Below are 23,938 nucleotides of genomic sequence, written 5' to 3'. Positions count from 1 at the left end.
CACCCTCGGGACCGACACCGCGGCACCCTCGGGACCGACACCGCGGCACCCTCGGGACCGACACCGCGGCACCCTCGGGACCGACACCGCGGCACCCTCGGGACCGACACCGCGGCACCCGGGGGCCCTACCCGACCACGCGCCCGTTCAGCACCACTCGGCGTGGTGACGCCAGCACCCTTACGTCGGCCCGCGGGTCCTCGTCGTAGACGACGAGGTCGGCCGGGGCGCCCTCGTCCAGGCCGGGGCGGCCGAGCCAGGTGCGGGCGGTCCAGGTGCCCGCGGCGAGGGCCTCGACGGGCGGGATGCCGGCCGTGACGAGCTCGCCCACCTCGGCCGCGGCCAGGCCGTGGGCGAGGCTGCCGCCGGCGTCGGTGCCGACGAAGACGGGGATGCCGGCGTCGTAGGCGTTCCGCACGGTGTCGTAGCGGTTCTCGTGGAGCCGGCGCATATGGGCCGACCAGCGGGGGAACTTGCTCTCGCCGCCGTCGGCGAGCCGCGGGAAGGTGGCGATGTTGACCAGGGTCGGGACGATGGCGACGCCGCGTTCCGCGAACAGCGGGATGAGGTCCTCGGTCAGGCCCGTGGCGTGTTCGATGCAGTCGATGCCCGCCTCGACGAGGTCCTGGAGGGAGTCCTCCGAGAAGCAGTGGGCGGTCACGCGGGCACCCAGGCGGTGGGCTTCGGCGATGGCCGCCTCGACGGCTTCGCGGGGCCAGCAGGCCGAGAGGTCGCCGAGGTCGCGGTCGATCCAGTCGCCGACCAGCTTGACCCAGCCGTCGCCGCGGCGGGCCTCCCGGGCGACGTAGGCGACCAGGTCCTCCGGCTCGATCTCCCAGGCGTAGTTGCGGATGTAGCGGCGGGTGCGGGCGATGTGCCGCCCGGCACGGATGATCTTCGGCAGGTCTTCGCGGTCGTCGATCCAGCGGGTGTCGGAGGGCGAGCCGGCGTCGCGGATGAGCAGGGTGCCCGCGTCCCGGTCGGTCAGGGCCTGTTTCTCGGCGACGTCCTCGGGGACCGGGCCGTGCCGGTCGAGCCCGACGTGGCAGTGCGCGTCGACGAGGCCGGGCAGGGCCCAGCCGACGACCGTGCGGATGTCGCGGGCGCCGTCGGGACGGTCGTAGGAGATGCGGCCGTCGACCACCCACAGCTCGTCCCGGACGTCCTCGGGTCCGACGAGCACCCGCCCCTTCACGTGCAGCACCACCTGATCGCTCATGCACCGCACCTTAATGAGCCTGCCGCGCCGCTTCGACGGGGGCCGGTGTCCGCGGGACTCGCCGCGCAGGCGGCCGGGGGGCGCCGGTTACCCTCGATGCGGCCGAACCTGCTGTGAGTGAAGAGAGCATTGCCGTGACGCATCCGTTTCTGGACCTGGCCCCGCTCGGCGCGGACCGCTTCGCCGCGATCGAGGACCGTGTGGCGCGGCTGCTGAGCACCGGGCAGGACGTCGTGATCATGCAGGGCGAGGCGCTGCTGCCGCTGGAGGGCGCGATCCGTGCCACGGCCGGTCCGGGCACGACGGCGTTGAACGTCATCACGGGACCGTACGGCCAGACCTTCGGCGACTGGCTCCGGGACTGCGGGGCCACGGTGATCGACCTCGCGGTGCCCTTCCACACGGCGGTCACGGCCGAGGAGATCCGGCAGGTCCTCACCGAGCACCCGGAGATCGACTTCGTGTCCCTGGTGCACGCGGAGGCGGCGACCGGCAACACCAACCCGGTCGCGGAGATCGGCGAGGTCGTACGGGCGCACGGGGCGCTGTTCTACCTGGACGCCGTGGCGTCCATCGGGGCCGAGCCGGTGCTGCCGGACGCGTGGGGCGTGGACCTGTGCGTGATCGGGGCGCAGAAGGCGATGGGCGGCCCGGCCGGGGTGTCGGCGGTGTCGGTGAGCGAGCGGGCCTGGGCGCGGATGGCCGCCAACCCGAAGGCGCCGCGCCGGTCGTACCTGTCGCTCCTCGACTGGAAGGAGCGGTGGATCGACGGCGGCCGCAAGGCGCTGCTGCACGCGCCGGCCCAGCTGGAGATGCTGGCCCTCGATGCCTGTGTCGAGCGGATCGAGGCGGCCGGTCTCGACGCCGTGATGGCCCGGCACGCGTCCGCCGCGGCGGCCACCCGCGCCGGGGCGGTCGCGCTCGGTGGCGGACTGGAGCCCTACGTGTACGAGGCGCGGGACGCGGCGCCCGTCGCCACGACGCTGCGGGCGCCGTCCCGGGTGGTGGCGTCGGACCTGGTCCGGCGGGCACTGGAGGCGGACCCGGCGGTACCGCTCGCCGCCGGCGGGGGTGCACTGGCCAAGGAGATGATCCGGGTCAACCACTACGGCGCGGACGCGACGCCGGGGGCGGTGCGGGCGAGCCTTGCGGCCCTGGGCGCGGCACTGTCCGAGCAGGGGCTTGAGGTGGATGTGGAGGGCGCGCTGCGGGCCGCCGAGGGGGCGTGGCGCTAGACGTCCTCTCATGTGGAACAGGGCACGGTCATGGGGGTTTCCGGCTTCCGCGTCATCCGGTGCCAGGAGCCGTATGACCGCTTCCACGGGCGAGGTTGGTGACGAGCCCGGGGGTGGCGACGTCGATCGGGTGCCGGAAGATCTGCGCGGCTGTTTCGTGTGCAGCTCTCGGATCTGTCCCTGGCCATAGGTGGGTGAGCATGAGCCTGGCAGCGCCCGCCTGGCTCGCGTACTGGCCCGCCAGTCGTGCGGTCAGCAGATACGGTGCGTCGGCGGCCGGCACCTCGTGGACGTATGTGGCTTCCGACAGCAGTAGGTCAGCACTTTCAGCGAGGCGCAGGATGTCGCGGCTTGGACCCGTGTCGCCGGTGTAGGCGAGCACGGCATCCGGCGTGGTCAGTCGGATGCCGGCGTTGGGCACGAAATGCGGCAGGAGCCAGGTGTCGGTCTTGAACGGACCGATGTCGAACCGGTCGCCAGGCTGGAACTCGCGAAGGCGGTACGCGTCGGCGAGCATGCTCGGTTTGTCGAGCGCGAGTACAGCATCGGCTGCGCCCTGGGGTGCGTATACCGGCAGTGCTGGCGGTGGCGTGTCACTCAGGCCTCGGGCGCGCAGGAGAGGGTTGAGGTCAGCGCAGTGGTCGGGGTGCCCGTGGCTGATCAGCACTGCGTCAATGGAGTCGACGGCGCTGTGCTCGAGCAGACGTGGCAGCGTGGCGTACCCGGGGTCGATGAGCAGGCGGAAACCCGCGTACTCGACGAGGTAGCCGCTGCATGCCTGAACTGCGGTGGGCCACGCCCCGCAGCCGCCGAGAACGGTCAGTTGCATGCCAAAGGACACTAGCCGCCCTGCCGTGGTCGTGAGCAGGCATTTTCGGGGCATGGGAGCGGAGGTGATCGGGACGTCGGTGCCAGAGACTTTGTGGAAACTGTTCCGACGTGTGGTCCCATCTGCTCCGATGCGGCCGCAGGGCGGTGGCCGGCGCCGGTGCGGGGGCCGCGAGGTCCTCGCGGTGATCATCTTCGTGGCCACGGCGGGCTCTACCCGGCGGCAGCTGCCGCCGGTCTTCGGTCCGTCGGGGCCGACCGCGCACCGACGCTTCACCGAGTGGTCCGCCGCCCGGGTCCGGGCGAAGCTGCACCGCCTCGTCCTCGACGAACTCGGACGTCTCAGTCCTCGGCTTGGCCGGACCGGGGCCCCGTTGTTGTCGGTGCCCCGTGCCATGCTCCCCGTATGACCACCGACACACCCCCTGGCACCCCGGCCCTCCCCGACGGCCGCCCCGTCCCCCGCCTCACGGGCGACGAGCGGGCCATGCTCGAGAGCTGGCTGGACTTCCACCGGGCCACGCTGGAGCTGAAGTGCGCGGGGCTGGACGACGCGCAGATGCGGATCGCGGCGGCCGAGCCGTCGTCGCTGACCCTGCTCGGGCTGGTGCAGCACCTCGCCGAGGTCGAGCGGAACTGGTTCCAGCGGGTGGCCGGCGGGCTCTCCGTACCGCCGGTGTTCGAGGACGCGACCGGCTACGCGCTGGATCCGGCGCGGGGGCCGGCCGAGGCGCTCGGGATCTGGCGGCGGGAGATCGCGCGGGGGCGGGAGCTGTGCGCCGGGCTGCCACTGGACCACATCGGGCGGGTGGCCGAGGGGCCGGTGCCCGGGATGGAGGTCAGCCTGCGCTGGGTGCTCATCCACATGATCGAGGAGTACGCACGGCACAACGGTCACGCCGATCTCCTGCGGGAACGCATCGACGGAGTGACCGGGGCCTGAATTCCACGTGCTTTCCGCGATATTCCCCATGTAAGCTGGCACACAATTAAGAATTTCCTCAAGAAAAGCTTCCCGTATTCTTCTGCCCGCTTTTTCCGGTCCTAAACGCGTAGATTTTGAGGACACTCGGAGGGGAAATTCTGACAGGTCTCGTCGAGGTTACATGGCTGTGACGCGTTACACACTGTGACCGCTTTGCCCGGTATTACCCGGACAATCTCGGGCATCTCACCACCTCGTTGTGTGATCCCTCGCGCTCGCGTGATAACACAGACGAGGCTCATATGTAACCCCGATCGGCGATGCAATTTTGAATTTCGCTGGGTAAGTTCAATTTGCATGACTGCCGTACAAGCAGATCCGCAAATCGACCGCCCCACCGTGGCCGACGGAGCCGCACTCTGGCGGATGGCGAAGGACTCGAAGGTTCTCGACCTGAACTCGTCCTACAGCTATCTGCTGTGGTGCCGGGACTTCGCCGCCACCTCGGCCGTCGCCCGTGACGAGCAGGGCGAGCCGATGGGTTTCATCACCGGGTACGTGCGGCCGGACAGCTCGCGCACCCTGCTGGTCTGGCAGGTGGCGGTGGACGAGGCCCACCGCGGGCGCGGACTGGCCGCCGCGCTGCTCGACGGCCTGGTCGCGCGGACCGTGGCCGACCTCGGGGTGACGACGGTGGAGACCACCATCACCCCGGGCAACACCGCCTCGCAGCGCCTGTTCACGTCGTTCGCCGAGCGTCACGGCGCGCGGCTGGAGCGCGAGGTGCTGTTCGACACGGCCGTGTTCCCCGACGGGCCCCACGACCCCGAGGTCCTGTACCGCATCGGCCCGCTGCCCCACTGAGACTTCCCGCCCCACCCCACTCCCGCAGACTTTCCCCACGTACCGAGGAGCGATTCGTCGTGACCATCACCCAGCCCGACCTGAGCGTCTTCGAGACCGTCGAGTCCGAGGTTCGCAGCTACTGCCGCGGCTGGCCCACCGTCTTCGACCGTGCGGTGGGCAGCCGCATGTACGACGAGGACGGCCATGAGTACCTCGACTTCTTCGCCGGAGCCGGGTCACTGAACTACGGGCACAACAACCCGGTCCTGAAACGCGCGCTGATCGACTACCTGGAGCGGGACGGCGTCACGCACGGGCTCGACATGTCGACCACGGCCAAGCGCACGTTCCTGGAGGCCTTCCAGAACCTGCTGCTGCGCCCGCGCGACCTGCCGTACAAGGTCATGTTCCCCGGCCCGACCGGCACCAACGCCGTGGAGGCCGCGCTGAAGCTGGCGCGGAAGGTGAAGGGGCGCGAGTCGATCGTGTCGTTCACCAACGCCTTCCACGGCATGTCGCTGGGTTCGCTGGCCGTGACCGGCAACGCCTTCAAGCGGGCCGGCGCCGGTATCCCGCTGGTGCACGGCACGCCCATGCCGTTCGACAACTACTTCGACGGCACGGTCGAGGACTTCCTGTGGTTCGAGCGACTGCTGGAGGACCAGGGCTCGGGCCTCAACAAGCCCGCCGCCGTGATCGTCGAGACCGTGCAGGGTGAGGGCGGCATCAACGTGGCCCGGCCCGAGTGGCTGCGCGCCCTGTCCGAGCTGTGCGAGCGGCAGGACATGCTGCTGATCGTCGACGACATCCAGATGGGCTGCGGCCGTACCGGCGCCTTCTTCTCCTTCGAGGAGGCGGGCATCGTGCCGGACATCGTCACGGTCTCCAAGTCGATCAGCGGCTACGGCCTGCCCATGTCGCTGTGCCTGTTCAAGCCCGAGCTCGACATCTGGGAGCCCGGCGAGCACAACGGCACCTTCCGCGGCAACAACCCCGCGTTCGTCACGGCCGCCGCGACCCTGGAGACCTACTGGGCCGACGGTTCCGCGATGGAGAAGCAGACCCGCAAGCGCGGCGAGCAGGTCGAGCAGGCGCTCATCTCCATCACCGAGGAGAACCTGGCCGACGTGAAGGAGTACCGGGGCCGGGGCCTGGTGTGGGGCCTGGAGTTCCACGACAAGGAGCGCGCGAGCAAGATCGCCAAGCGTGCCTTCGAGCTCGGGCTGCTCATCGAGACGTCCGGCCCCGAGAGCGAGGTCGTCAAGATGCTCCCCGCGCTGACCATCACGCCCGAGGAACTGGACGAGGGCCTGAGCACACTGGCCCGCGCCGTCCGAGAGACCGCCTGACCAACCGAGCATCACTCATCTAGGAGGCATCGCAGCACCGTGATTGTCCGTTCGTTCAAGGAGATCGAAGGTACCGACCGGCACGTGAAGGCGGCGTCCGGTACGTGGGAGAGCAAGCGCATCGTCCTCGCCAAGGAGAAAGTCGGTTTCTCCCTGCACGAGACGATCCTGTACGCGGGTACGGAGACGTCGATGTGGTACGCGAACCACATCGAGGCCGTCGTCTGCGTGGAGGGCGAGGCCGAGCTGACCGACCACGAGACCGGGCTGACGCACACCATCACGCCCGGCACGATGTACCTCCTGGACGGGCACGAGAGGCACACGCTGCGGGTCAAGCAGGACTTCCGCTGCCTCTGCGTGTTCAACCCGCCCGTGACCGGACGGGAGGATCACGACGAGAACGGCGTCTACCCGCTGCTCACCGAGGAGGTGTGACGTTTCCATGACCGCCACCACCGACACCACCACCACCGGCATCCCGGACCTCTATCCCAGTCGCGGTGCGGCCGAGGCACTGGTCCCGCGCCAGGACCCGGTCGTCTGGGGCGCACCCGACGCCCCGGGCCCGGTCGCCCCGGCCGACCTGCTGTCCTTCGAGCGCGACGGCTTCCTGGCCATCGACGAGCTCATCAGCGACGACGAGGTCGCCGTCTACCGGAACGAGCTGAACCGGCTGGTGAACGACCCGGACATGCGTGCCGACGAGCGGTCGATCGTCGAGCCGAAGTCCAAGGAGATCCGCACGGTCTTCGAGGTGCACAAGATCAGTGACGTGTTCGCCCGGCTGGTCCGCGACGAGCGGGTCGTCGGACGGGCGCGCCAGATCCTCGGCTCGGACGTGTACGTCCACCAGTCGCGGATCAACGTCAAGCCGGGGTTCGGCGCCAGTGGCTTCTACTGGCACTCGGACTTCGAGACGTGGCACGCCGAGGACGGTCTGCCGCGGATGCGCACGGTGTCGGTCTCGATCGCGCTGACCGAGAACTACGACACCAACGGCGGACTCATGATCATGCCGGGGTCGCACAAGACGTTCCTCGGGTGTGCGGGTGAGACGCCGAAGGACAACTACAAGAAGTCGCTGCAGATGCAGGACGCGGGCACGCCGTCGGACGAGGCGCTGACCCAGATGGCCGCTCAGCACGGCATCAAACTGTTCACGGGCAAGGCCGGTTCGGCGACGTGGTTCGACTGCAACGCCATGCACGGTTCCGGCGACAACATCACGCCGTTCCCGCGCAGCAACGTGTTCATCGTGTTCAACAGCGTGGAGAACACGGCGGTGGAACCGTTCGCGGCCCCGGTGCGGCGGCCGGAGTTCATTGGCGCGCGGGACTTCACGCCGGTGCGGTGACCGCCCTCACCCGGCCGGGGGTCCGGGGGTCGCCCCCGGAGAAACACCGCATCGGCGCGCGGGACTTCACGCCGGTGCGGTGACCGCCGTCAGCGGTGGGACGACCGTGTGACAGAGCTGCCGGGTGGGGCCTCCTCGTGTGGGACGGGAGGCCCCACCCGGTTCTGTCATGCCGCGAGCGCCGCCAGGAGCCGGTCCACGTCCGCGGGCGTGTTGTAGAGGTGGAACGCGGCCCGCAGGTTCCCGGACCGGGCGGACAGCTCGATGCCCTTCCGGCTCAGTTCGCCCTGCCGGTGGCCGAGCCCCGGCACCGACACGATCGCCGAGCCGGGCGCGGCGACCGGCTCGTGTCCCAGCTCCGCGAGCCCGGCACGGAAGCGGTCCGCGAGGCCGATGTCGTGGGCGTGCACGACGTCCACGCCGATCTCCTCCAGCAGTTCCAGGGAAGCGCGCAGCCCCGCGTACGTGAAGAGGGCGGGGCTGACGTCGAACCGCCGCGCGGAGTGGGCGAGTTCCTCGACGGGGCCGTAGCAGCTGTCCCAGGGGCGTTCCCCGGCGACCCAGCCGGCGAGCAGTGGTGTGAGGCCTCCGAAGTCCGGCGGGGCGACGAAGAACGCGGCCCCGTGCGGGCCCATGAGCCACTTGAATCCGACGGCGGCGAGGAAGTCGTCGTCGGCGGCCTCCATCGGCAGCCAGCCGGCCGACTGGGAGGCGTCGACGTAGGTGCGGGCGCCGTGCGCCCGGGCCGCCTCCCGCACGGCGGGCAGGTCGGCGAGACGGCCGTCGGCGGACTGGGCGGCGCTGACCGCGACGAGCGCGGTTCCGGGACGGACGGACTCGGCGAGCCGCTCCAGGGGCACGGCGCGCACCTTGAGGTCGCCGCGCGCGTGGAACGGGTTCACCAGAGAGGAGAAGTCCGCCTCCGCGGTGAGGACTTCGGCCCCGGCGGGCAGCGAGGCGGCGATCAGCCCGCCGTACTCGGCGACCGACGCCCCGGTCGCGACCCGCTCGGCCGGAACGCCGGCCAGCCGGGCGAAGGACGCGCGGGCGGCCTCCACGTCCTCGTACAGGGGACCCAGGGGCGCGCCCTCGGCGCGCATCCGCACCGCCTGCTGTACGGCGCTGACGGTACGGGCGGGCAGGAGCCCGTTGCTCGCGGTGTTGAGGTAGGTGTACTTCGGGGTGAACTCGGCACGGACGAGGTTCTCGAAGGTCTCCATGAGACCACTCTGCGTCCCCGGGATCTCCCCGTCCATTGCCGATTTCTGCCTGATACCGCCAAGGAGCGCTTATGGATGCGCTCCGAGCTGGGCGTTTCAGCGCTGGGGCACGGCACAGCCGTCCGGGCCACAGGCGTCCGCGCCCTCGCCGCCGTCCACGACCTTCAGGGGGGAGCGCTCGCCGTACGCCTGGGTCAGGGCCCGGGCGAAGACCTCGGCCGGCTGGGCGCCGGAGACGCCGTACGTGCGGTCGAGCACGAAGAAGGGCACGCCGTTCGCCCCGAGCTGCGCGGCCTCGCGCTCGTCGGCGCGGACCTCGTCGGCGTACGCGTCCGGGTCGGCGAGCACCGCGCGCACCGCCGCCGCGTCCAGGCCTGCGGCCTCGGCGAGCTCCACCAGCCGCTCGTCGTCGTTGAAGACGGAACGCTCCTCGGCGAAGTTGGCCCGGTAGAGCAGGTCGAGCAGGTGCTCCTGGCGGCCCTGCTCCTTGGCGAAGTGCAGCAGGCGATGCATGTCGAAGGTGCTGCCGTGGTCGCGGCCGCGGGTGCGGTAGTCGAGGCCTTCGGCGGCGGCCTGGGCTCCGAGGTTGTCCTCGCCGGCCTCGGCCTGTGCGGCACTCATCCCGTACTTCTTGGTGAGCATGGTGATCACGGGCTGGATGTCGTCCTTGGCGCGGCCCGGGTCCAGCTCGAAGGAGCGGTGCACCACCTCGACGTCGTCACGGTGCGGGAAGTCCCGCAGCGCCTTCTCGAAGCGGGCCTTGCCCACGTAGCACCAGGGGCAGGCGATGTCGCTCCAGATCTCGACGCGCATGTCTCGGCTCTCTCCAGGTCGTACGGGTACGGAGACTCCCTCCGCCGAATGGATGAACGTTCAAGCAGCGGGGTTCATTCCCCGGGCAGGACGAACCGCATCCGCAGATGGTGGGCCCCCGGCTCGGCCGGTTCCGGGATCCACCCCTGCCGCCGGTAGAACCCCTGGGCCCGCAGGTTGTCGACGTGCACGTCGAGCACGGCCGTACGCCTGCCGTCGGCCTGCCACTCCTCCACACAGGCCGCGTGCAGCGCACTGCCGACTCCCTGGCGCCAGTGGTCGGGATCGACGTGGAACTGGAACAGCTTCACCGTGTCCGCCGGAGTGTCCTCGGGGACGCGGAAGGAGGCCAGGCCGATGATGCGGCCCGCCTCCACGACGCACAGCACACGGCCGTCCGGCCGGGCGAGGGCACTGCGCCAGCCGGCGGACCAGTCGGTGCCGTCCTGCGGCAGCCCGCCGGGGTAGTACGTGGCCCGGGCCCGGGCGTGCAGCGCGACGACGTCCGCCACCTCGGCGGGCAGAACCGTGCGGATCACACGGTCGGGGGCCACTCGGTCGTTGATCATGCATCGGAGGACGAGACCGGCCGTGCCGCGGTTCCCTGCCCGGCCTCAGCTTCCGTCGCGCAGATCGTTCGGCCAGGACGGCCTGAACTCGATGTGGTCGTACGTCACCACACAGCCCTCCCCCATCGGGGACTGGGTCATGAAACCGACCAGGGCGGCGTCCGTCTCCTTCTCCCCGGCGAGGGTGAACAGCCGGACGAACGTCCAGCGTTCGCCGTCGCGGGAGGCGTGGAAGGCGAAGGCGCGGCCGGTGCGACTCACCCGGAGCCAGACGGAACTGCCCTCCACGGTGAAGGAGTTGGCGTCGTCGGAGTGGCCCCGGGTGACCACCGTGCAGACAGTGGGGACGTCCGGGGAGTACTCCAGACAGAGCTTGGCCCAGGCCCGCTCCCCCACGTGGACGTAGAGCACCCCGGCGTCGAAGGCCGCACCGAACCCGACGGTGACCTTGGCGATCAGCTGGAAGTCGCCCTCCGGGGCCCCGAGCAGCCGGGGCGCGTCGGAAGCGGGGTCCAGCCCCTCCCCGGTGGGCGGCACGAAACGGTCCTGCCGCGCCCCGGCCCACCCGGTGAGCACGCCGTCCTCATAGGACCAGTGGGCTTCGGGCCCGTACGTGCGCAGAGGGAACGGAAGTTCGGAAATCTGGAGATCCATTCAACCGAGTCTCCCAGCTCCGCCCTCGAGGGGCGCGGGGAACTGCGCGATCAACCGCAACAAACCGTCGGTCCGCGATCCACCCGCACCCCGACGGCGCTATCGCTCCAACCGCCCGTTGAACCTGCGAGGCAGCCCCAAGGGGTTGTCATCCCGCAACTCCGCCGGCAGCAACGCCTCGGGCGCGTTCTGATACGCAACCGGCCGCATCCATCGCTCGATCGCCGTCCCGCCCACCGACGTGGACGTCGAGGTCGTGGCCGGGTACGGCCCGCCGTGATGCTGGGCCGGCGCGACGGCGACCCCCGTCGGCCAGCCGTTCACCAGCACGCGCCCGGCCAGCGGCGTCAGCTCCGCGAGGATCTCCGCGCCGCGGCCCCGGCCCGCCGCCTCCTCCTCGGACAGCTGCACCGTCGCGGTGAGGTTTCCGGGCAGCCGCGACAGCACCGCCTTCACCTCGGTCTCGTCCTCGTAGCGGGCCACCACGGTGACCGGACCGAAGCACTCCTCCAGGAGCAGGTCGTGCTCGCCCTCGGCGGCCAGCCTGCTCGCCGGCACCGTGAGGAAGCCCGCGCTGACGGTGTGCTCGCCGCCCGCGCCCGGGGTGACCGGGGAGTCGACGTCGGGCAGTTCGGCCCGCTCGGCCACGCCGGCCACGAAGTTGTCGCGCATGCGGTGGTCGAGCAGGACCCCGGCGTCGGTGTCGCTGACGGCGTCCGTCAGCGACTTCAGCAGCGCGTCGCCCGCGGCGCCGGCCGGGGCGAGGACGAGGCCCGGCTTCACACAGAACTGGCCGACGCCCAGCGTCATGGAACCGGCGAGACCGGCGCCGATCGCCTCGGCCCGCTCGGCGGCCGCGGCCTCGGTGACGACGACCGGGTTCAGGGAGCCCAGCTCGCCGTGGAAGGGGATCGGGACCGGGCGGGCCGCCGCCGCGTCGAAGAGGGCACGGCCACCGCGCACGGAGCCGGTGAAGCCGGCCGCCGCGACCAGCGGGTGCTCGATCAGCTCGACGCCCGCCTCGAAGCCGTGGACCAGGCCCACGACGCCCTCGGGGATGTCGTGCCGGGCGGCGGCGCGGCGCAGCACCTTGGCGACGTACTCGGACAGGGCCGGGTGGTCCGGGTGGGACTTGACGACGACCGGGCAGCCGGCCGCCAGGGCGCTCGCGGTGTCGCCGCCCGCGACCGAGAAGGCGAAGGGGAAGTTCGACGCCGAGTAGACGGCGACGACGCCCAGCGGCACCTTGTAGCGGCGCAGGTCCGGGATCGGCGGGGTCGCGGTGTCGTCGGGGTGGTTGATGACGACGTCGAGGAAGGCGCCCTCGTCGACGATGTCGGCGAAGGCCCGCAGCTGGTAGCAGGTGCGGGCGAGCTCACCGGTCAGCCGGACCGGGCCGAGCGCGGTCTCGGCGTCGGCGGTCTCGACGAGACCGTCCTTGGCCGCCTGGAGCTCGTCCGCGGCGGTGCGCAGGAAGGCCGCGCGGACCGTGCGGTCCGCCAGGGCACCGCGCGCCTCGTGCGCGGCACGCACGGTGGCGTCCACCTCCTGGGCTGTGGCCTCCACCGCAACCTGTTCACGCTGCTTCCCGGTTCGGGGGTCGACACTCCAGACTGGTGCTGCTGCCACCGCGGGTCCCTCCACACATGTAATGCCGCAGTACTGGGTCATCCACCAGGGACGTTCGATATACTGAACGCTGTCTCTGATGATGAATATGCTGTGGAGACTATTTCCCGTCCAACGAAGGGGTCAAGGGCGATGTCGGCTGGCGAGACGGGTGGCGGGGCGCAGGTCAAGTCCGCGGTGCGAACGGTTGAACTGCTCGAATACTTCGCCGGACGCCCCGGCATGCACTCCCTCGCGGCGGTCCAGGAGGCCGTCGGATATCCCAAGTCCAGCCTGTACATGTTGTTGCGCACCCTGGTCGAGCTGGGCTGGGTGGAGACCGACGCGACGGGCACGCGGTACGGCATCGGGGTGCGGGCCCTGCTGGTGGGCACGTCCTACATCGACGGCGACGAGGTCGTCGCGGCGGCCCGCCCGACGCTGGACCGGCTCTCGGACGACACGACCGAGACGATCCACCTCGCGCGTCTCGACGGCACGAACGTCGTCTACCTCGCCACCCGCCAGTCACAGCACTACCTGCGCCCCTTCACCCGGGTCGGCCGCCGGCTGCCCGCGCACTCCACGTCCCTCGGCAAGGCACTGCTCAGCACGTACTCGGACGAACAGGTCCGCAAGCTGCTCCCGGAGACGCTGCCCGCGCTGACCGAGCACACGATCACCGACCGGGAGAAGCTCATCGAGGAGCTGCGCCAGGTGCGGGAGCAGGGCTTCGCCGTGGACCGCGAGGAGAACACCCTGGGGCTGCGCTGCTTCGGCGTGGCGATCCCGTACCGCACCCCGGCGCGCGACGCGATCAGCTGCTCGGTGCCGGTGGCACGGCTGACCCCGGCGCACGAGCAGCTGGTGAAGGACGCGCTCTTCGACGCGCGGGACCGGCTGACACTGGCCACCCGTAGGCTCTGAGACATGAACGTCGAGCTGCGCGCGGTCCACGACAGCGATCTGCCGGTCTTCTTCCGGCAGATGAACGACCCGGAGTCGCTGAGCATGGCGGCCTTCACCCCGGAGGACCCGGCGGACCGGGCCGCCTTCGACACCCGATGGTCCCGGCAGCGCTCCTCGCCCGACGTCGTCGCCCGCACCGTCCTGGCCGACGGTGACGTGGTCGGCAGCGTGGCGGTGTACGGGGTGCCGGGCGAGCGCGAGGTGACGTACTGGATCGACCGCGCCTACTGGGGCAAGGGCATCGCCACACAGGCGCTGCGGGCGCTGCTCGCCGAGGTGCCCGAGCGCCCGCTGTACGCGCGGGCGGCGTCGGACAACGCGGGGTCGCTGCGCGTACTGGAGAAGTGCGGGTTCCGGGTGGTAGCGGCGGCCCGGGGGTACGCCCCGGCCCGGGGCGCCGAGATCGACGAGACGGTGCTCATCCTGGAGGCGGTGAGCACCCCGTCCTGAAGGGTGAGCAACGCCCAGGCCACACAGGCGGCGACGAACACGGCACCCGCCACGGGCGTGCCCGGGTGCGCGTAGGACGGAGTGAGCCCCCCGGTCTCTCCCCCGCCCGGCGGATGCGGATCGTCGCCGGGCAGGAGGTGCCCGCGGCCCCTCCCGCGGGAGTCTGAGGGCATGACGCAGTCGATCGCTCCCCTCGCCGCTCCACGCCCGTCCGGTCCCGTCCGCACCCGGCGCATCCTGCGTGCCGTCGCCGTCGTCTCCTGTGCGCCGTACCTCGCCCTCAAAGCGGCCTGGATCGCCGGGAGTCACGTCGGGATACCCGCGGGCAGCACGCTGCTCGACGACCGCCTCGCCATGGCCGTGATCAACGGTCTGTCGATCCTGGTGGACAGCGTCCTCGCGGCGGTCGCCGGTGCCGTGCTGCTGGCCTTCCGGCGCGGCCGGGCCCTGCCCGTGTCGGTGCCGCTCGCTCTCGCCTGGGTCGGTTCGGGTGCCGTGGCCTGCTGGGGCGGATGGCTGTCGCTGGCCTCTCTCAGCGGCGTGGCGGACCTCGCCGACCGCCCCACGCCGCTGATGCATCTCGCCCACGCCGGCCAGATGCTCGTCGGCCTCCTGGTCGCCGCCATCGGCGCCTACCACCTCGCGGAGCGCTCGGCCGGTGCCGCGCGGCGGACCGCATGAGCGCAGCCGCCCGACTGCTGTTCGGCCGACGGGCGCGCCTGCGCTGGATCCATCTGATCCTCGGCGGTGCGCTGGCCATGCCGTACGTCCTGGTCGGCTCGGTGGTCATCGGCCCGGCCATCGGCTCCTCGGACGTCTTCGACTCCTTCCCCCTGCAACTCTCCTCGTTCGGCGTGGGACTGCCGCTGGCGGCCGTCACCTCGCTGTTCCCGCTGACCCGGCCGCTGGAGTCGGCCGCCGTGCGCTGGCTGTGCGGTGTGGACACGGAGCGGCTCGCCTCCGGGCCCGCGCGTACGCGAGGCGAGAAGGGCCGTACGGCCGCCTGGTTCACGCTGCACCTCGGGCTCGGCGGGATCATCGCGGGGATGTCGCTGGCGCTGCCGCCGTTCGCCGCCACGCTGATCGTGCTGCCGGTCCTCTCGGGGCTGCTCGGCAGCCGGCTCGGACTGCCCGAAGTCCTCGATCACGCCTGGGCCTTGGCGCTCGCCCCGGTGGCGGGCGCGGCCTCGCTCGTCGCCCTGGCGGGCTGTGCGGCCGGCTGCGGAGCGCTGCTGGCCCGCTGGGCGCCCCTGCTGCTCGGTCCCACGCCCCGGGAGCGGCTCGCCGCCGCCGAGGCACGGGCGGCCGACCTCGCCGTGCGCAACCGGCTGGCGCGGGAGCTGCACGACTCCGTCGGCCATGCCCTGAGCGCGGTCACCCTGCAGGCGAGTGCCGCCCGCCGGGTCCTGGACTCCGACCCGGAGTTCGTCCGGGAGGCCCTCGCCGCGATCGAGGACACGACCCGGCGTACGGTCGGTGAACTCGACGCCGTGCTGGGCGTGTTGCGCGAGGGTGACGCCCCCGGCACGGCCGCCGCGCCGACCCTCGCCGACGACCTCGACGGGCTGCTGCGGCGCACACGGGCGGGCGGACAGCGGGTACGGGCCACCGTGGACGCCGACCCGGAGGCGCTGCCCCCGCTGCTGTCCCGTGAGGCGTACCGGATCGTGCAGGAGGGGCTGAGCAACGCCCTCAAGTACGCCGGTGAGAGGGCCGCCGTGGAGGTGCGGGTCGCGGTGGCGGGCGGCGACCTGGAGATCACCGTGGAGAATCCGGTGACCGGCCCCGCCTCCTCCCGCACCGGCGGTGGCCACGGGCTGCGGGGCATCGCCGACCGGGCCAGGTTGCTCGGCGGGACCGCGACGGCGGGACCGACCCCGGCACGGACCTGGCGGCTGCACGCACGACTGCCGTTGACACGACCGCCGATGAGAGGATCCGCATGACCCGCCCGGCCCCGATCCGTGTCGTCCTCGCCGACGACGAGCGCATGGTGCGCACCGCGCTGCGCGCCATCCTCTCCGCCGAGCCGGACGTGGCGGTGGTGGGCGAGGCCGCCACCGGCACGGAGGCGGTGTCGGTCGTACGGGAGCTGCGGCCGGACGTCGTCCTCATGGACGTCCGGATGCCGCAGACCGACGGGATCCGCGCCACCGAGCAGATCCTCGCCACGCTGGACGAGCCGCCCCGGATCGTCGTCGTGACGACCTTCGAGAACGACTCCTACGTGTACGACGCGCTGCGCGCCGGAGCCGCCGGGTTCCTGCTGAAACGGGCGGACGCCGACGCGCTGGTGCAGGCGGTCCGGCTGGTGGCACGCAGCGACAGCCTGCTGTTCCCGGCGGCCGTGCGCACCCTGGCGACCGAGCACGCCCGCGCGCGACCGGCGCCGCCCGCCTGGGTGGCGAAGCTCACGGGACGCGAGGGGGAGGTGCTGCGGCACATGGCGCGGGGCCTGACCAACGCGGAGATCGCCCGCCGGATGGAGGTCGGCCCGGTCACCGTGAAATCCCACGTCGCGGCGGTCCTGGCCAAGACCGGCACCCGCGACCGCACGCAGGCGGTGATCGCCGCGTACGAGGCGGGCATTCTGAACGGCGGATGAGAAAACCGGCCCGTCGGATGAGAAACCAGGACGGACGGGAACGATCCGCCCGGCGTGGCTCGTCCTCCTGTTCGGAATGAACAAGACGATCAGGCGCGCTTCGGCCTTCTCGCTGCTCCTGGTGTTGGCTCTGCTGGTCAGGGCGACCTGGGTGCAGTTCTACGAGGGCCGGGCGCTGGCAGACGACAAGGACAACCGGCGGAACGCGATCGAGACGTACTCGGCGCCGCTCGGGAACATCATCGTGGGCGGCCGGTCGGTCACCGGCTCGGCGCCGACGAAGACGGGCGACCTGAAGTACAAGCGGACGTACACGGACGGCCCGCTGTACGCGGCGGTGACGGGTTACGCGTCGCAGGCGTACGCCCCGACTCAGCTGGAGGGCATCTACACCGATCTGCTCAACGGCACGGACAACCGGCTCAAGTCCGTGATGGACACGCTCACCGACCAGCGCGCCGAACCGGGCAACGTGGTCACGACCATCGACCCGGACGTGCAGAAGGCCGCCTACGACGCGCTCGGCGACAAGAAGGGCGGTGCCGTCGCCATCGACCCGAAGACCGGGAAGATCCTCGCGGTCGTGTCGACGCCGTCGTACGACCCCTCCTCGCTGACCGACGCCAACACCGCGGGGACGGCCTGGAAGAAGCTGACCACGGACCCGGAGAAGCCGCTGGTCAACCGAGCGCTGCGGCAGCCGCTGCCGCCCGGCTCGACGTTCAAGCTGGTGGTGGCGGCCGCCGCGCTGGAGGACGGGCTGTACTCGTCGGTGGACGAGCGGACGGACAGCCCGGACCCGTACACGCTGCCTGGCACCAGCCGGGACCTGACCAACGAGAACCCGAACGCGCCCTGCACGAACGCGACCATCCGTACGGCGCTGGAGTACTCCTGCAACAACGTCTTCGCCAAGATGGCCGTGAAGCTCGGCCAGGACAAGGTGAAGGCGATGGCCGACAGGTTCGGCTTCGACGACGACCAGCTGGACGTGCCGGTCCGGGCCTACACGAGCGTGTACCCGTCGGACATGCACCCGTCGCAGACGGCCCTGACGGGCATCGGCCAGTTCGACGTCACGGCCACCCCGCTGCAGATGGCCATGGTGTCGGCGGCCATTGCCAACGGCGGGAAGCTGGTCTCGCCGCACATGGTCTCGCAGATCACCGACAGCGGTGGTGATGTGCTGCAGGACTACGACGACGACGCCGGCACGAAGGAGATCGTCAGCTCCTCGACCGCCGAGCAGTTGCAGTCGGCGATGGAGACGGTCGTGAACAAGGGCACGGGCACGAACGCCAAGGTCCCGGGCGCGACCGTCGGCGGCAAGACGGGTACGGCGCAGCACGGCGAGAACAACAGCCAGGTGCCGTACGCCTGGTTCACCTCGTACGGCAAGTCCGACTCCTCGGGCAAGGAGGTCGCCGTGGCGGTCGTCGTGGAGCAGTCGAACGCGGCCCGTTCGGAGGTCAGCGGCAACGGGCTCGCGGCGCCGGTCGCCAAGGCGATGATGCAAGCGGCGCTCAAGGACTGAACCTCGGCCGCCAGTAAGCCGTCTGTACGGACGAGACGGGCCGCCCCCTTCCCCCCGGGGGCGGCCCGTACTCGTGTCAGCGCGCGCCCGGCGTCACTTCGCTCCGAGGAGCTGCTCGATCGGGTCGATGGCGAAGTACACCAGGAACAGCGCCGAGGCCCCCCACAGCAGCCAGTGCACCTCCTTGGCCTTGCCGAGCACGGTCTTGATGACGACGTAGGCGAGGAACCCGGCCCCGATGCCGTTGGTGATGGAGTAGGTGAACGGCATCACCGCGATGGTGAGGAACGCCGGGATGGCGATGTCGTAGCGGTCCCAGTCGATGTGCTTGACCTGGGTCATCATCAGGAAGCCGACGGCGACCAGGGCCGGGGCGGCCGCCTGGAGCGGGACGATGGTGAGCAGCGGGGTCAGGAACAGCGCGAGGCCGAACAGCCCGCCGGTGACGAGGTTGGAGAAGCCGGTGCGCGAGCCCTCGCCGACCCCGGCGGCGGACTCGATGTAGGAGGTCGCCGAGGAGGCGGAGGCCGCACCGCCGGCGACCGCGGCGGCACCGTCGATGAGCAGCACCCGGCCGAGGTTCGGGACCTTGCCCGCCTCGTCGAGCAGCCCGGCTTCGGCGCTGATGCCGACGACCGTGCCCATGGTGTCGAAGAAGTCGGACAGGATCAGCGTGAAGATCAGCAGGACGACGGTGATGACGCCGACGCCGGGAGCACTGAACGCGCCGAACAGGTCGAAGTCGCCGATGAGCCCGAAGTCGGGGGTGTCGACGAGCCGGTCCGGCCAGGAGGGTGTGGTCAGGCCCCAGGACTTGATGTCGGCAAGGGAGTTGATCACGATCGCCAGCGCGGTCATGGTGACGATGCTGATGAGGATGGCGCCCTTGACCTTGCGGGCGAGCAGTCCGATCGTCAGCAGCACGCCGAGGCAGAAGACCAGCATCGGCCAGCCGGCGAGGGTGCCGGTGCCGCCCAACTGAACGGGCACGGTGGTGTTCGCGGCGTCCGGGATGCGGCTGACGAACCCGGCGTCGACGAAGCCGATGAAGGCGATGAACAGGCCGATGCCGACGCTGATCGCCTGCTTGAGCGGCTGGGGTATCGCGTGCATGACGGCCTCGCGCAGCCCGGTGACCACCAGCACGCAGATCAGCAGGCCTTCGAGGACGATCAGGCCCATGGCGTCGTCCCAGCTCATCAGCGGGGCGATCTGGAAGGCGACGACGGCGTTCAGGCCGAGTCCGGCGGCGAGCGCGAGGGGCAGGTTGCCGCCGACGCCCATGATGATCGTCATGACGGCGGCCACCAGGGCGGTGGCGGTGGTGAGTTGGACGGCGTCCAGCTGGTGTCCGAACTTGTCCTTCGCGCTGCCCAGGATGATGGGATTCAGGACAAGGATGTAGGCCATCGTGAAGAACGTGGCGAAGCCGCCGCGTATCTCACGGCCGAAGGTGGATCCCCGCTCGGAGATCTTGAAGAACCGGTCGACGCTGTTCGCCGCTGGTGGCGCGGCGTCGGACCGTTCGGCCACCTTCTGCGATTCGGACATGGCGCGTGCTCCTTGGTGCCTGGGTGATCGGTGTGCGGATGCTGGCTGGATTGTCGTCGCGATGAACCACGTTCAGGTTTTGTTCGTGTTACGAAATCGAAGTCCGGCCCGCCATACGCCGTTCGAAGCCCCGTACGAACTGTTCGACGATCGCTGCTACGCTTCCCGATCTCGTCCGGGGCCTTCCCCGGATGATCACATGTCATCTACATGACAGCCACAGGGTGCCCCGGCCGGGAGCGCCCGTAGCCGCTGGGAGGAGAGGTCACCCGTGGGCACGGTCGTCGACGACGCCGCCTCCGTGGAGTTCCATGCCTTCTTCGAGCGTCACTATGCCGAACTGTCCCGCCTCGCCCACCTGCTGACCGGCGAGCCGGACACCGCCGACGACCTGGCGGCGGACGCGTTGCTGGCGCTGTGGCACCGCTGGGACCGGGTGCGCGCGGCCGACCACCCGGCGGCGTACGCGCGCGGCGTGGTCGCCAACCTGGCCCGTACCCGCATCCGCAGCGCGGTGCGCGAGCGGCGGCGCATCGCCCTGTTCTGGTCGCAGCGCGAGGAGAACACCGAGAACCCGGACGTCGCGGGCGTGGTCGATGTGCAGGAGGCGCTGCGCCGGCTGCCGTTCCGCAAGCGGGCCTGTGTGGTGCTGCGGCACGCGTTCGACCTGTCGGAGAAGGACACCGCCCTGGCGCTCGGCGTGTCGGTGGGTACGGTGAAGAGCCAGACTTCGAAGGGAATGGCCGAACTCCAGCGGTTGCTGGGGCCGCAGGGCGTGCCGCAGCGGATGCACGCGACGCTGGGCGCTCCCCGCTGCTCGCCGGCGGTGGAGGGCGGGAGCAGCGGTGAGGGCGGAGGGAGGGACCGATGAGCATGCGGCGGGACGTGCACGAGGAGGTGCGCGCCCGGTTGCACGAGGCGGCCGGGGCGCACGAGCCCGACCGGGAGCGCATGCTGGCCCGGGTCGAACGAGGCATGGCCGGTCCGGCCGGTTCCGGCCATCGGGCGACGCGTCCGCCGGTGTTCGGCTGGATGCGGGTGGCGGGGGCGACCGCCGCGGTCGCCGGCGTCCTGGCGGTGGGCGGCTACGCGGTGGCGTCCGCGGTGAAGGAGGAGACCGCTCCGCAGCAGCGGGAAGTGGCGACGTCGCCGACCCCGGCGCCCACGCCGTCCCCGGAGGCGACGAGCCGGGCCCCCGAACTCCCGGCACCGGTGAAGCCACCGAGCCGGTCGCCCGAGCGCCGCGAGTCCGGGCCCCCACCGTCGGGGACGCCGAGCACCCCGGCCACCGAGCGGCCAGGCACCGCAGCGCAGGACGGCCCGCTGCGGTCGGACGGCTCGGTCGACCCGCACAGCAACGAGTTCTGGGCGCAGAGCAACGTCACGCTCAAGACCAGCGAACGACTGACCGCGCTGACCGTGCGGTTGCAGGTCGCCCAGACCGGCGGGGTCTCCGACGCGGGCGCCTGGCGCTCCCTGCCCGAGGACGACTTCACCCTCGCGGTCGCCGAGCGGGACGGCTTCCTCGTCTACACCTGGACCCTCAAGGAGGGCCGCACGGTCCCCGTGGGCGAGTGGGTGTTCGCCGGCCAGTTCGGCCACGCCCGCGGCGGCCGCGACGCGGGCGAGGACCGCTACGAGGTGACTGCCACGGCCGGTTCGCGGCAGCTGTCGGCGGGCGGTGGCTTCGCCGCCGCGGACGACGGCGACGGCGACTCGTGAAAAATTCCCCAAGGGGCGGCAACCTTTTCTTCACCGGTGGCGACCACTACGCGCAAGAGCCACCCCCCATCCGAGGAATCTGTACATGACTGCACCAGCAGAACAGCGCGTCCGCCACCGCCGCAGCGTCACCAAGCGGCGGACGGTGCTCGCTGCGGTGTCCGCGTTCGGCATCACGGGTGCGGCGATCGTCACCACGTCGATGCTGTCGACGGCGGGCGCGGCGTCCTCCTGGCCCACGGACACGGGGAAGACCCCCGTTTCCAAGACCATCCCCGTCTCCGGTGTGCGCGACGGCGGGATGAAGATGTTCTACGGCACCGGCGCGCTCGGCGGCGGCAGCCAGGACGAGGGCCAGGGCCCGCTCTTCGAGCTGGCCGACGGCGCGGTTCTCAAGAACGTCGTCATCGGCACTCCGGCGGCGGACGGTGTGCACTGCAAGGGCAGTTGCACTCTGCAGAACGTGTGGTGGACGGACGTCGGCGAGGACGCGGCCAGCTTCAAGGGCAAGTCCTCGTCCGCGGTGTACAAGGTGATCGGCGGCGGCGCGAAGAACGCCGACGACAAGGTGCTGCAGTTCAACGGCGCCGGCACGCTGAACGTGTCGGGCTTCCAGGTGCAGAACGCCGGCAAGCTGGTCCGCTCGTGCGGCAACTGCAAGACGCAGTACAAGCGCACGATCGTGCTCAGCGACATCGACGTGACCGCGCCGATGAACTCCATCGTCGGAGTGAACGCCAACTACGGCGACACGGCGACGCTGTCGAGGATCCGTATTCACGGCGACGCCAAGAAGAAGATCAAGACGTGTGTGCGCTTCGAGGGCAACAACACCGGCAAGGAGCCCAAGGAGCTGACGCCGCCCGGCCCGGACGGCAAGAGCTGCATGTTCAAGGCCTCCGACATCAGCTACCCGTAGGCCCTCGGCCCCAGTGACTCCGGTTGGCCCTCGTCCCCCCTTGGGCCGACCGGGACGCCGGGTGTCCGGCCCCCCAGCCGGACGTCCCGGCACCTCGGCCCTCCGGAGCCCCCCTCCGGACGGCCGGACCGTACCGGCCGAGCCCCCCTCGGCCGGTCGGCAGGACGCCCCCGTCGCTTCGCACCGACGGGGGCGTCGCCGTGTCCGCCACGGCGCAGGCCGCCTAGTCCATCGCAGATCCGACGGTCGAGGAGCCGGTCGTCAGGAACGCCGTCGCGGGCAGGGAGCCGTCCGCCCGACGGGCTCCGTACGCGCCGGACGCGTCCGTCGACCTGAAGGGCGGGGTGGTGACGCCGCCGTCCCAGTTGTTTCCGGCGCAGACCGTGGAGGGACCGAGCTTCGCCGCTCCGCCCTTGTCGCCGACGGCGAGGTTCCTGCCGAGGCGGGCCGTGCCGGTCGCGAAGAAGAAGCCGCTTCCGGCGTTGGCGTAGGCGGTGTTGCGGTGCAGTGCGACGGCGCCGGTGTTGGAGTTCTCGGTGAAGCCGTGCAGCGTGTTGTCCCAGGCCGCGTTGTCGTTGACGGCGTGCGCGGCGGACGCTCCCCCGCCGCCCAGCTCGAAGCCGTTGCCGTTGCCCTCGAAGGCCGTGCCGTGCCGGCGGTGCTCGCCGTTGCCGAAGGCCCAGGAGTGCTCGATGGTGACCGGCGAGGAGAACTGCCACAGGTCGAGGCCGTCGTCGGAGTTGTCGTACAACCGGGCTCCGGTGATCCTGTTCCCGGTCCCGGAGCCGAACTTGACCGCGATGCCGTCGGCGTTCCGGCCGTGGCCGGACGGGTCGCGGTTGCCGTGGCTGTCCAGGTTCTGCACGAGGTTGCCGGTGGTGCCGTCGCCGCGGAGGGTGAAGCCGGAGTCGCCGTTTCCGGCGGTGACCAGGTTCCTGAAGACCCCGCCCACCGAGGACGTGACGACCAGCCCCTGGGCCGGGGAGTTGACGAAGGCGAGGTTCTCGACGGTCCAGTGGTCGCCGTGGATCGCGGTCAGCCAGGAGCCGGGGGGCAGCCTGGACCCGTCGATCCGCACCCTCTCACCGTCGTACGCCCGCAGGGTGACGGGCGCGGAAACGGTGCCGTTCGCCGTGGACTCGAGGGTGGCGGCCGGGTGGTAGGTACCGCCGCGGACCTGGATCACGGTGCCGGCGGAGGCGTTCCGCACGGCTTCTTCGAGCTGGGCCGTGCTGGAGACGGTGACCGTCGTCGAGGCGGCCCGCGCGCCGCCGGTCGACAGCCCGAGGTAGACGCCACCCGCCCCCGCGGCACAGGCCACGGCTGCGGCGATGGAGAGCGTACGGGTCCTGCGATGACGTCCGGCGCTCGGCAGCACGGAGCGTTCCTTTCCTGGGGGTCGGGGACGGAAACGGCTCGGAGGGGCCCGCTCCGGCCGGTTTCCGTCCACCAGTCGCCGCCACCCGGGAAAGGGTTGCCGCCGTCGCGTGCACCGGGATCGCGGTGTTCCGAAAGTTTCGGAAACGCCGGCCTCATGCACACCCGTTGACGCCCTGCGTCGCTCC

Annotated in this window: 24 protein-coding genes and 1 pseudogene; 16 read left to right on the top strand and 9 right to left on the bottom strand. The window is 71.1% G+C overall.

Translation table 11 applies throughout. From position 1 onward, the window contains the following. Nucleotides 1-127: 127 nt before the first annotated feature. Nucleotides 128-1,219: an amidohydrolase family protein gene (locus ACZ7EG_RS24770; RefSeq protein WP_471082819.1), complete on the bottom strand. Its 1,092-nt coding sequence runs from the start codon at nt 1,217-1,219 to the stop codon at nt 128-130. 134 nt (nt 1,220-1,353) lie between these two features. On the opposite strand from ACZ7EG_RS24770, the gene ACZ7EG_RS24765 reads away from it, so the two are divergent. Further along, nucleotides 1,354-2,454, top strand: a complete 1,101-nt coding sequence (locus ACZ7EG_RS24765; RefSeq protein WP_471082816.1) for a pyridoxal-phosphate-dependent aminotransferase family protein — start codon at nt 1,354-1,356, stop codon at nt 2,452-2,454. 52 nt (nt 2,455-2,506) lie between these two features. On the opposite strand, the gene ACZ7EG_RS24760 is transcribed toward ACZ7EG_RS24765, so the two are convergent. Next, nucleotides 2,507-3,283 carry an MBL fold metallo-hydrolase gene (locus ACZ7EG_RS24760; protein WP_471082813.1) on the bottom strand — a complete coding sequence of 259 codons (777 nt, stop codon included), beginning with the start codon at nt 3,281-3,283 and terminating at the stop codon, nt 2,507-2,509. Nucleotides 3,284-3,335: 52 nt separating this feature from the next. On the opposite strand from ACZ7EG_RS24760, the pseudogene ACZ7EG_RS24755 reads away from it, so the two are divergent. The 6 genes and pseudogenes from ACZ7EG_RS24755 to thpD form a co-directional block, all read left to right on the top strand. Next, a pseudogene (locus tag ACZ7EG_RS24755) lies at nt 3,336-3,620 on the top strand (transposase); the annotation flags it as partial. Between the two features lie 68 nt (nt 3,621-3,688). Next, the gene (locus ACZ7EG_RS24750; RefSeq protein WP_471082811.1) at nt 3,689-4,225 is read left to right on the top strand and encodes a DinB family protein; all 537 of its coding nucleotides are present in this window, start codon (nt 3,689-3,691) and stop codon (nt 4,223-4,225) included. Nucleotides 4,226-4,564: 339 nt separating this feature from the next. Next, nucleotides 4,565-5,071, top strand: a complete 507-nt coding sequence (ectA, locus tag ACZ7EG_RS24745) for a diaminobutyrate acetyltransferase (protein WP_471082808.1) — start codon at nt 4,565-4,567, stop codon at nt 5,069-5,071. Nucleotides 5,072-5,130: 59 nt separating this feature from the next. Then, on the top strand, nt 5,131-6,402 hold the full coding sequence (ectB, locus tag ACZ7EG_RS24740) for a diaminobutyrate--2-oxoglutarate transaminase (RefSeq protein WP_471082805.1): 1,272 nt from the start codon (nt 5,131-5,133) through the stop codon (nt 6,400-6,402). Nucleotides 6,403-6,441: 39 nt separating this feature from the next. Further along, complete coding sequence (locus tag ACZ7EG_RS24735; protein WP_234849536.1) at nt 6,442-6,840, top strand: ectoine synthase; 399 nt, start codon at nt 6,442-6,444, stop codon at nt 6,838-6,840. 7 nt (nt 6,841-6,847) lie between these two features. Beyond that, nucleotides 6,848-7,759, top strand: coding sequence for an ectoine hydroxylase (gene thpD, locus ACZ7EG_RS24730; protein WP_471082801.1), 912 nt, complete (start codon nt 6,848-6,850; stop codon nt 7,757-7,759). A 167-nt stretch (nt 7,760-7,926) separates the two neighbouring features. Here thpD and ACZ7EG_RS24725 read toward each other — a convergent pair whose 3' ends face one another. The 5 genes from ACZ7EG_RS24725 to ACZ7EG_RS24705 form a co-directional block, all read right to left on the bottom strand. Beyond that, the gene (locus tag ACZ7EG_RS24725) at nt 7,927-8,979 is read right to left on the bottom strand and encodes an aminotransferase class V-fold PLP-dependent enzyme (RefSeq protein WP_471082798.1); all 1,053 of its coding nucleotides are present in this window, start codon (nt 8,977-8,979) and stop codon (nt 7,927-7,929) included. 96 nt (nt 8,980-9,075) lie between these two features. After that, the gene (locus ACZ7EG_RS24720; RefSeq protein WP_471082796.1) at nt 9,076-9,792 is read right to left on the bottom strand and encodes a DsbA family oxidoreductase; all 717 of its coding nucleotides are present in this window, start codon (nt 9,790-9,792) and stop codon (nt 9,076-9,078) included. A 74-nt stretch (nt 9,793-9,866) separates the two neighbouring features. Beyond that, nucleotides 9,867-10,361, bottom strand: a complete 495-nt coding sequence (locus ACZ7EG_RS24715) for a GNAT family N-acetyltransferase (protein ID WP_471082793.1) — start codon at nt 10,359-10,361, stop codon at nt 9,867-9,869. A gap of 45 nt (nt 10,362-10,406) precedes the next feature. After that, complete coding sequence (locus ACZ7EG_RS24710; RefSeq protein WP_471082790.1) at nt 10,407-11,015, bottom strand: DUF1349 domain-containing protein; 609 nt, start codon at nt 11,013-11,015, stop codon at nt 10,407-10,409. Nucleotides 11,016-11,114: 99 nt separating this feature from the next. After that, nucleotides 11,115-12,644 (bottom strand): aldehyde dehydrogenase (NADP(+)), encoded by a 1,530-nt coding sequence (locus ACZ7EG_RS24705; RefSeq protein ID WP_471082787.1) that lies wholly within the window; start codon nt 12,642-12,644, stop codon nt 11,115-11,117. Nucleotides 12,645-12,776: 132 nt separating this feature from the next. Between ACZ7EG_RS24705 and ACZ7EG_RS24700 the strand changes: the two genes are divergently transcribed. The 6 genes from ACZ7EG_RS24700 (at nt 12,777) to ACZ7EG_RS24675 (ending at nt 18,181) form a co-directional block, all read left to right on the top strand. Beyond that, nucleotides 12,777-13,550, top strand: coding sequence for an IclR family transcriptional regulator (locus ACZ7EG_RS24700; RefSeq protein ID WP_471082784.1), 774 nt, complete (start codon nt 12,777-12,779; stop codon nt 13,548-13,550). Between the two features lie 3 nt (nt 13,551-13,553). Continuing rightward, the gene (locus ACZ7EG_RS24695) at nt 13,554-14,042 is read left to right on the top strand and encodes a GNAT family N-acetyltransferase (protein ID WP_471082781.1); all 489 of its coding nucleotides are present in this window, start codon (nt 13,554-13,556) and stop codon (nt 14,040-14,042) included. A 171-nt stretch (nt 14,043-14,213) separates the two neighbouring features. Then, nucleotides 14,214-14,723 (top strand): hypothetical protein, encoded by a 510-nt coding sequence (locus ACZ7EG_RS24690; RefSeq protein ID WP_471082778.1) that lies wholly within the window; start codon nt 14,214-14,216, stop codon nt 14,721-14,723. Further along, the gene (locus ACZ7EG_RS24685) at nt 14,720-15,988 is read left to right on the top strand and encodes a sensor histidine kinase (RefSeq protein WP_471082776.1); all 1,269 of its coding nucleotides are present in this window, start codon (nt 14,720-14,722) and stop codon (nt 15,986-15,988) included. Before ACZ7EG_RS24690 ends, ACZ7EG_RS24685 begins: the two co-directional genes overlap by 4 nt. Beyond that, nucleotides 15,985-16,647 carry a response regulator gene (locus tag ACZ7EG_RS24680; protein ID WP_471082773.1) on the top strand — a complete coding sequence of 221 codons (663 nt, stop codon included), beginning with the start codon at nt 15,985-15,987 and terminating at the stop codon, nt 16,645-16,647. The genes ACZ7EG_RS24685 and ACZ7EG_RS24680 overlap by 4 nt, the downstream gene beginning before the upstream one ends. 76 nt (nt 16,648-16,723) lie before the next feature. After that, on the top strand, nt 16,724-18,181 hold the full coding sequence (locus tag ACZ7EG_RS24675; RefSeq protein ID WP_471082769.1) for a peptidoglycan D,D-transpeptidase FtsI family protein: 1,458 nt from the start codon (nt 16,724-16,726) through the stop codon (nt 18,179-18,181). Between the two features lie 93 nt (nt 18,182-18,274). On the opposite strand, the gene ACZ7EG_RS24670 is transcribed toward ACZ7EG_RS24675, so the two are convergent. Then, nucleotides 18,275-19,732 (bottom strand): NCS2 family permease, encoded by a 1,458-nt coding sequence (locus ACZ7EG_RS24670; RefSeq protein WP_471082766.1) that lies wholly within the window; start codon nt 19,730-19,732, stop codon nt 18,275-18,277. Nucleotides 19,733-20,003: 271 nt separating this feature from the next. Between ACZ7EG_RS24670 and ACZ7EG_RS24665 the strand changes: the two genes are divergently transcribed. From ACZ7EG_RS24665 to ACZ7EG_RS24655, 3 genes are all read left to right on the top strand, one after another. Next, entirely contained in the window at nt 20,004-20,603 is a 600-nt protein-coding gene (locus ACZ7EG_RS24665; protein WP_471082763.1) for a SigE family RNA polymerase sigma factor, read from the top strand. Beyond that, entirely contained in the window at nt 20,600-21,454 is an 855-nt protein-coding gene (locus ACZ7EG_RS24660; RefSeq protein ID WP_471082760.1) for a hypothetical protein, read from the top strand. Before ACZ7EG_RS24665 ends, ACZ7EG_RS24660 begins: the two co-directional genes overlap by 4 nt. An 85-nt stretch (nt 21,455-21,539) precedes the next feature. Beyond that, nucleotides 21,540-22,373 (top strand): pectate lyase, encoded by an 834-nt coding sequence (locus ACZ7EG_RS24655; RefSeq protein ID WP_471082757.1) that lies wholly within the window; start codon nt 21,540-21,542, stop codon nt 22,371-22,373. Nucleotides 22,374-22,596: 223 nt separating this feature from the next. Here the strand turns inward: ACZ7EG_RS24655 and ACZ7EG_RS24650 are convergent, their stop codons facing one another. Beyond that, on the bottom strand, nt 22,597-23,751 hold the full coding sequence (locus ACZ7EG_RS24650; protein ID WP_471082753.1) for a right-handed parallel beta-helix repeat-containing protein: 1,155 nt from the start codon (nt 23,749-23,751) through the stop codon (nt 22,597-22,599). Between the last annotated feature and the right edge of the window lie 187 nt (nt 23,752-23,938).

This window comes from Streptomyces sp. NPDC037100 (assembly GCF_055606225.1).
This window is presented reverse-complemented; position numbering and strand designations above follow the sequence as displayed.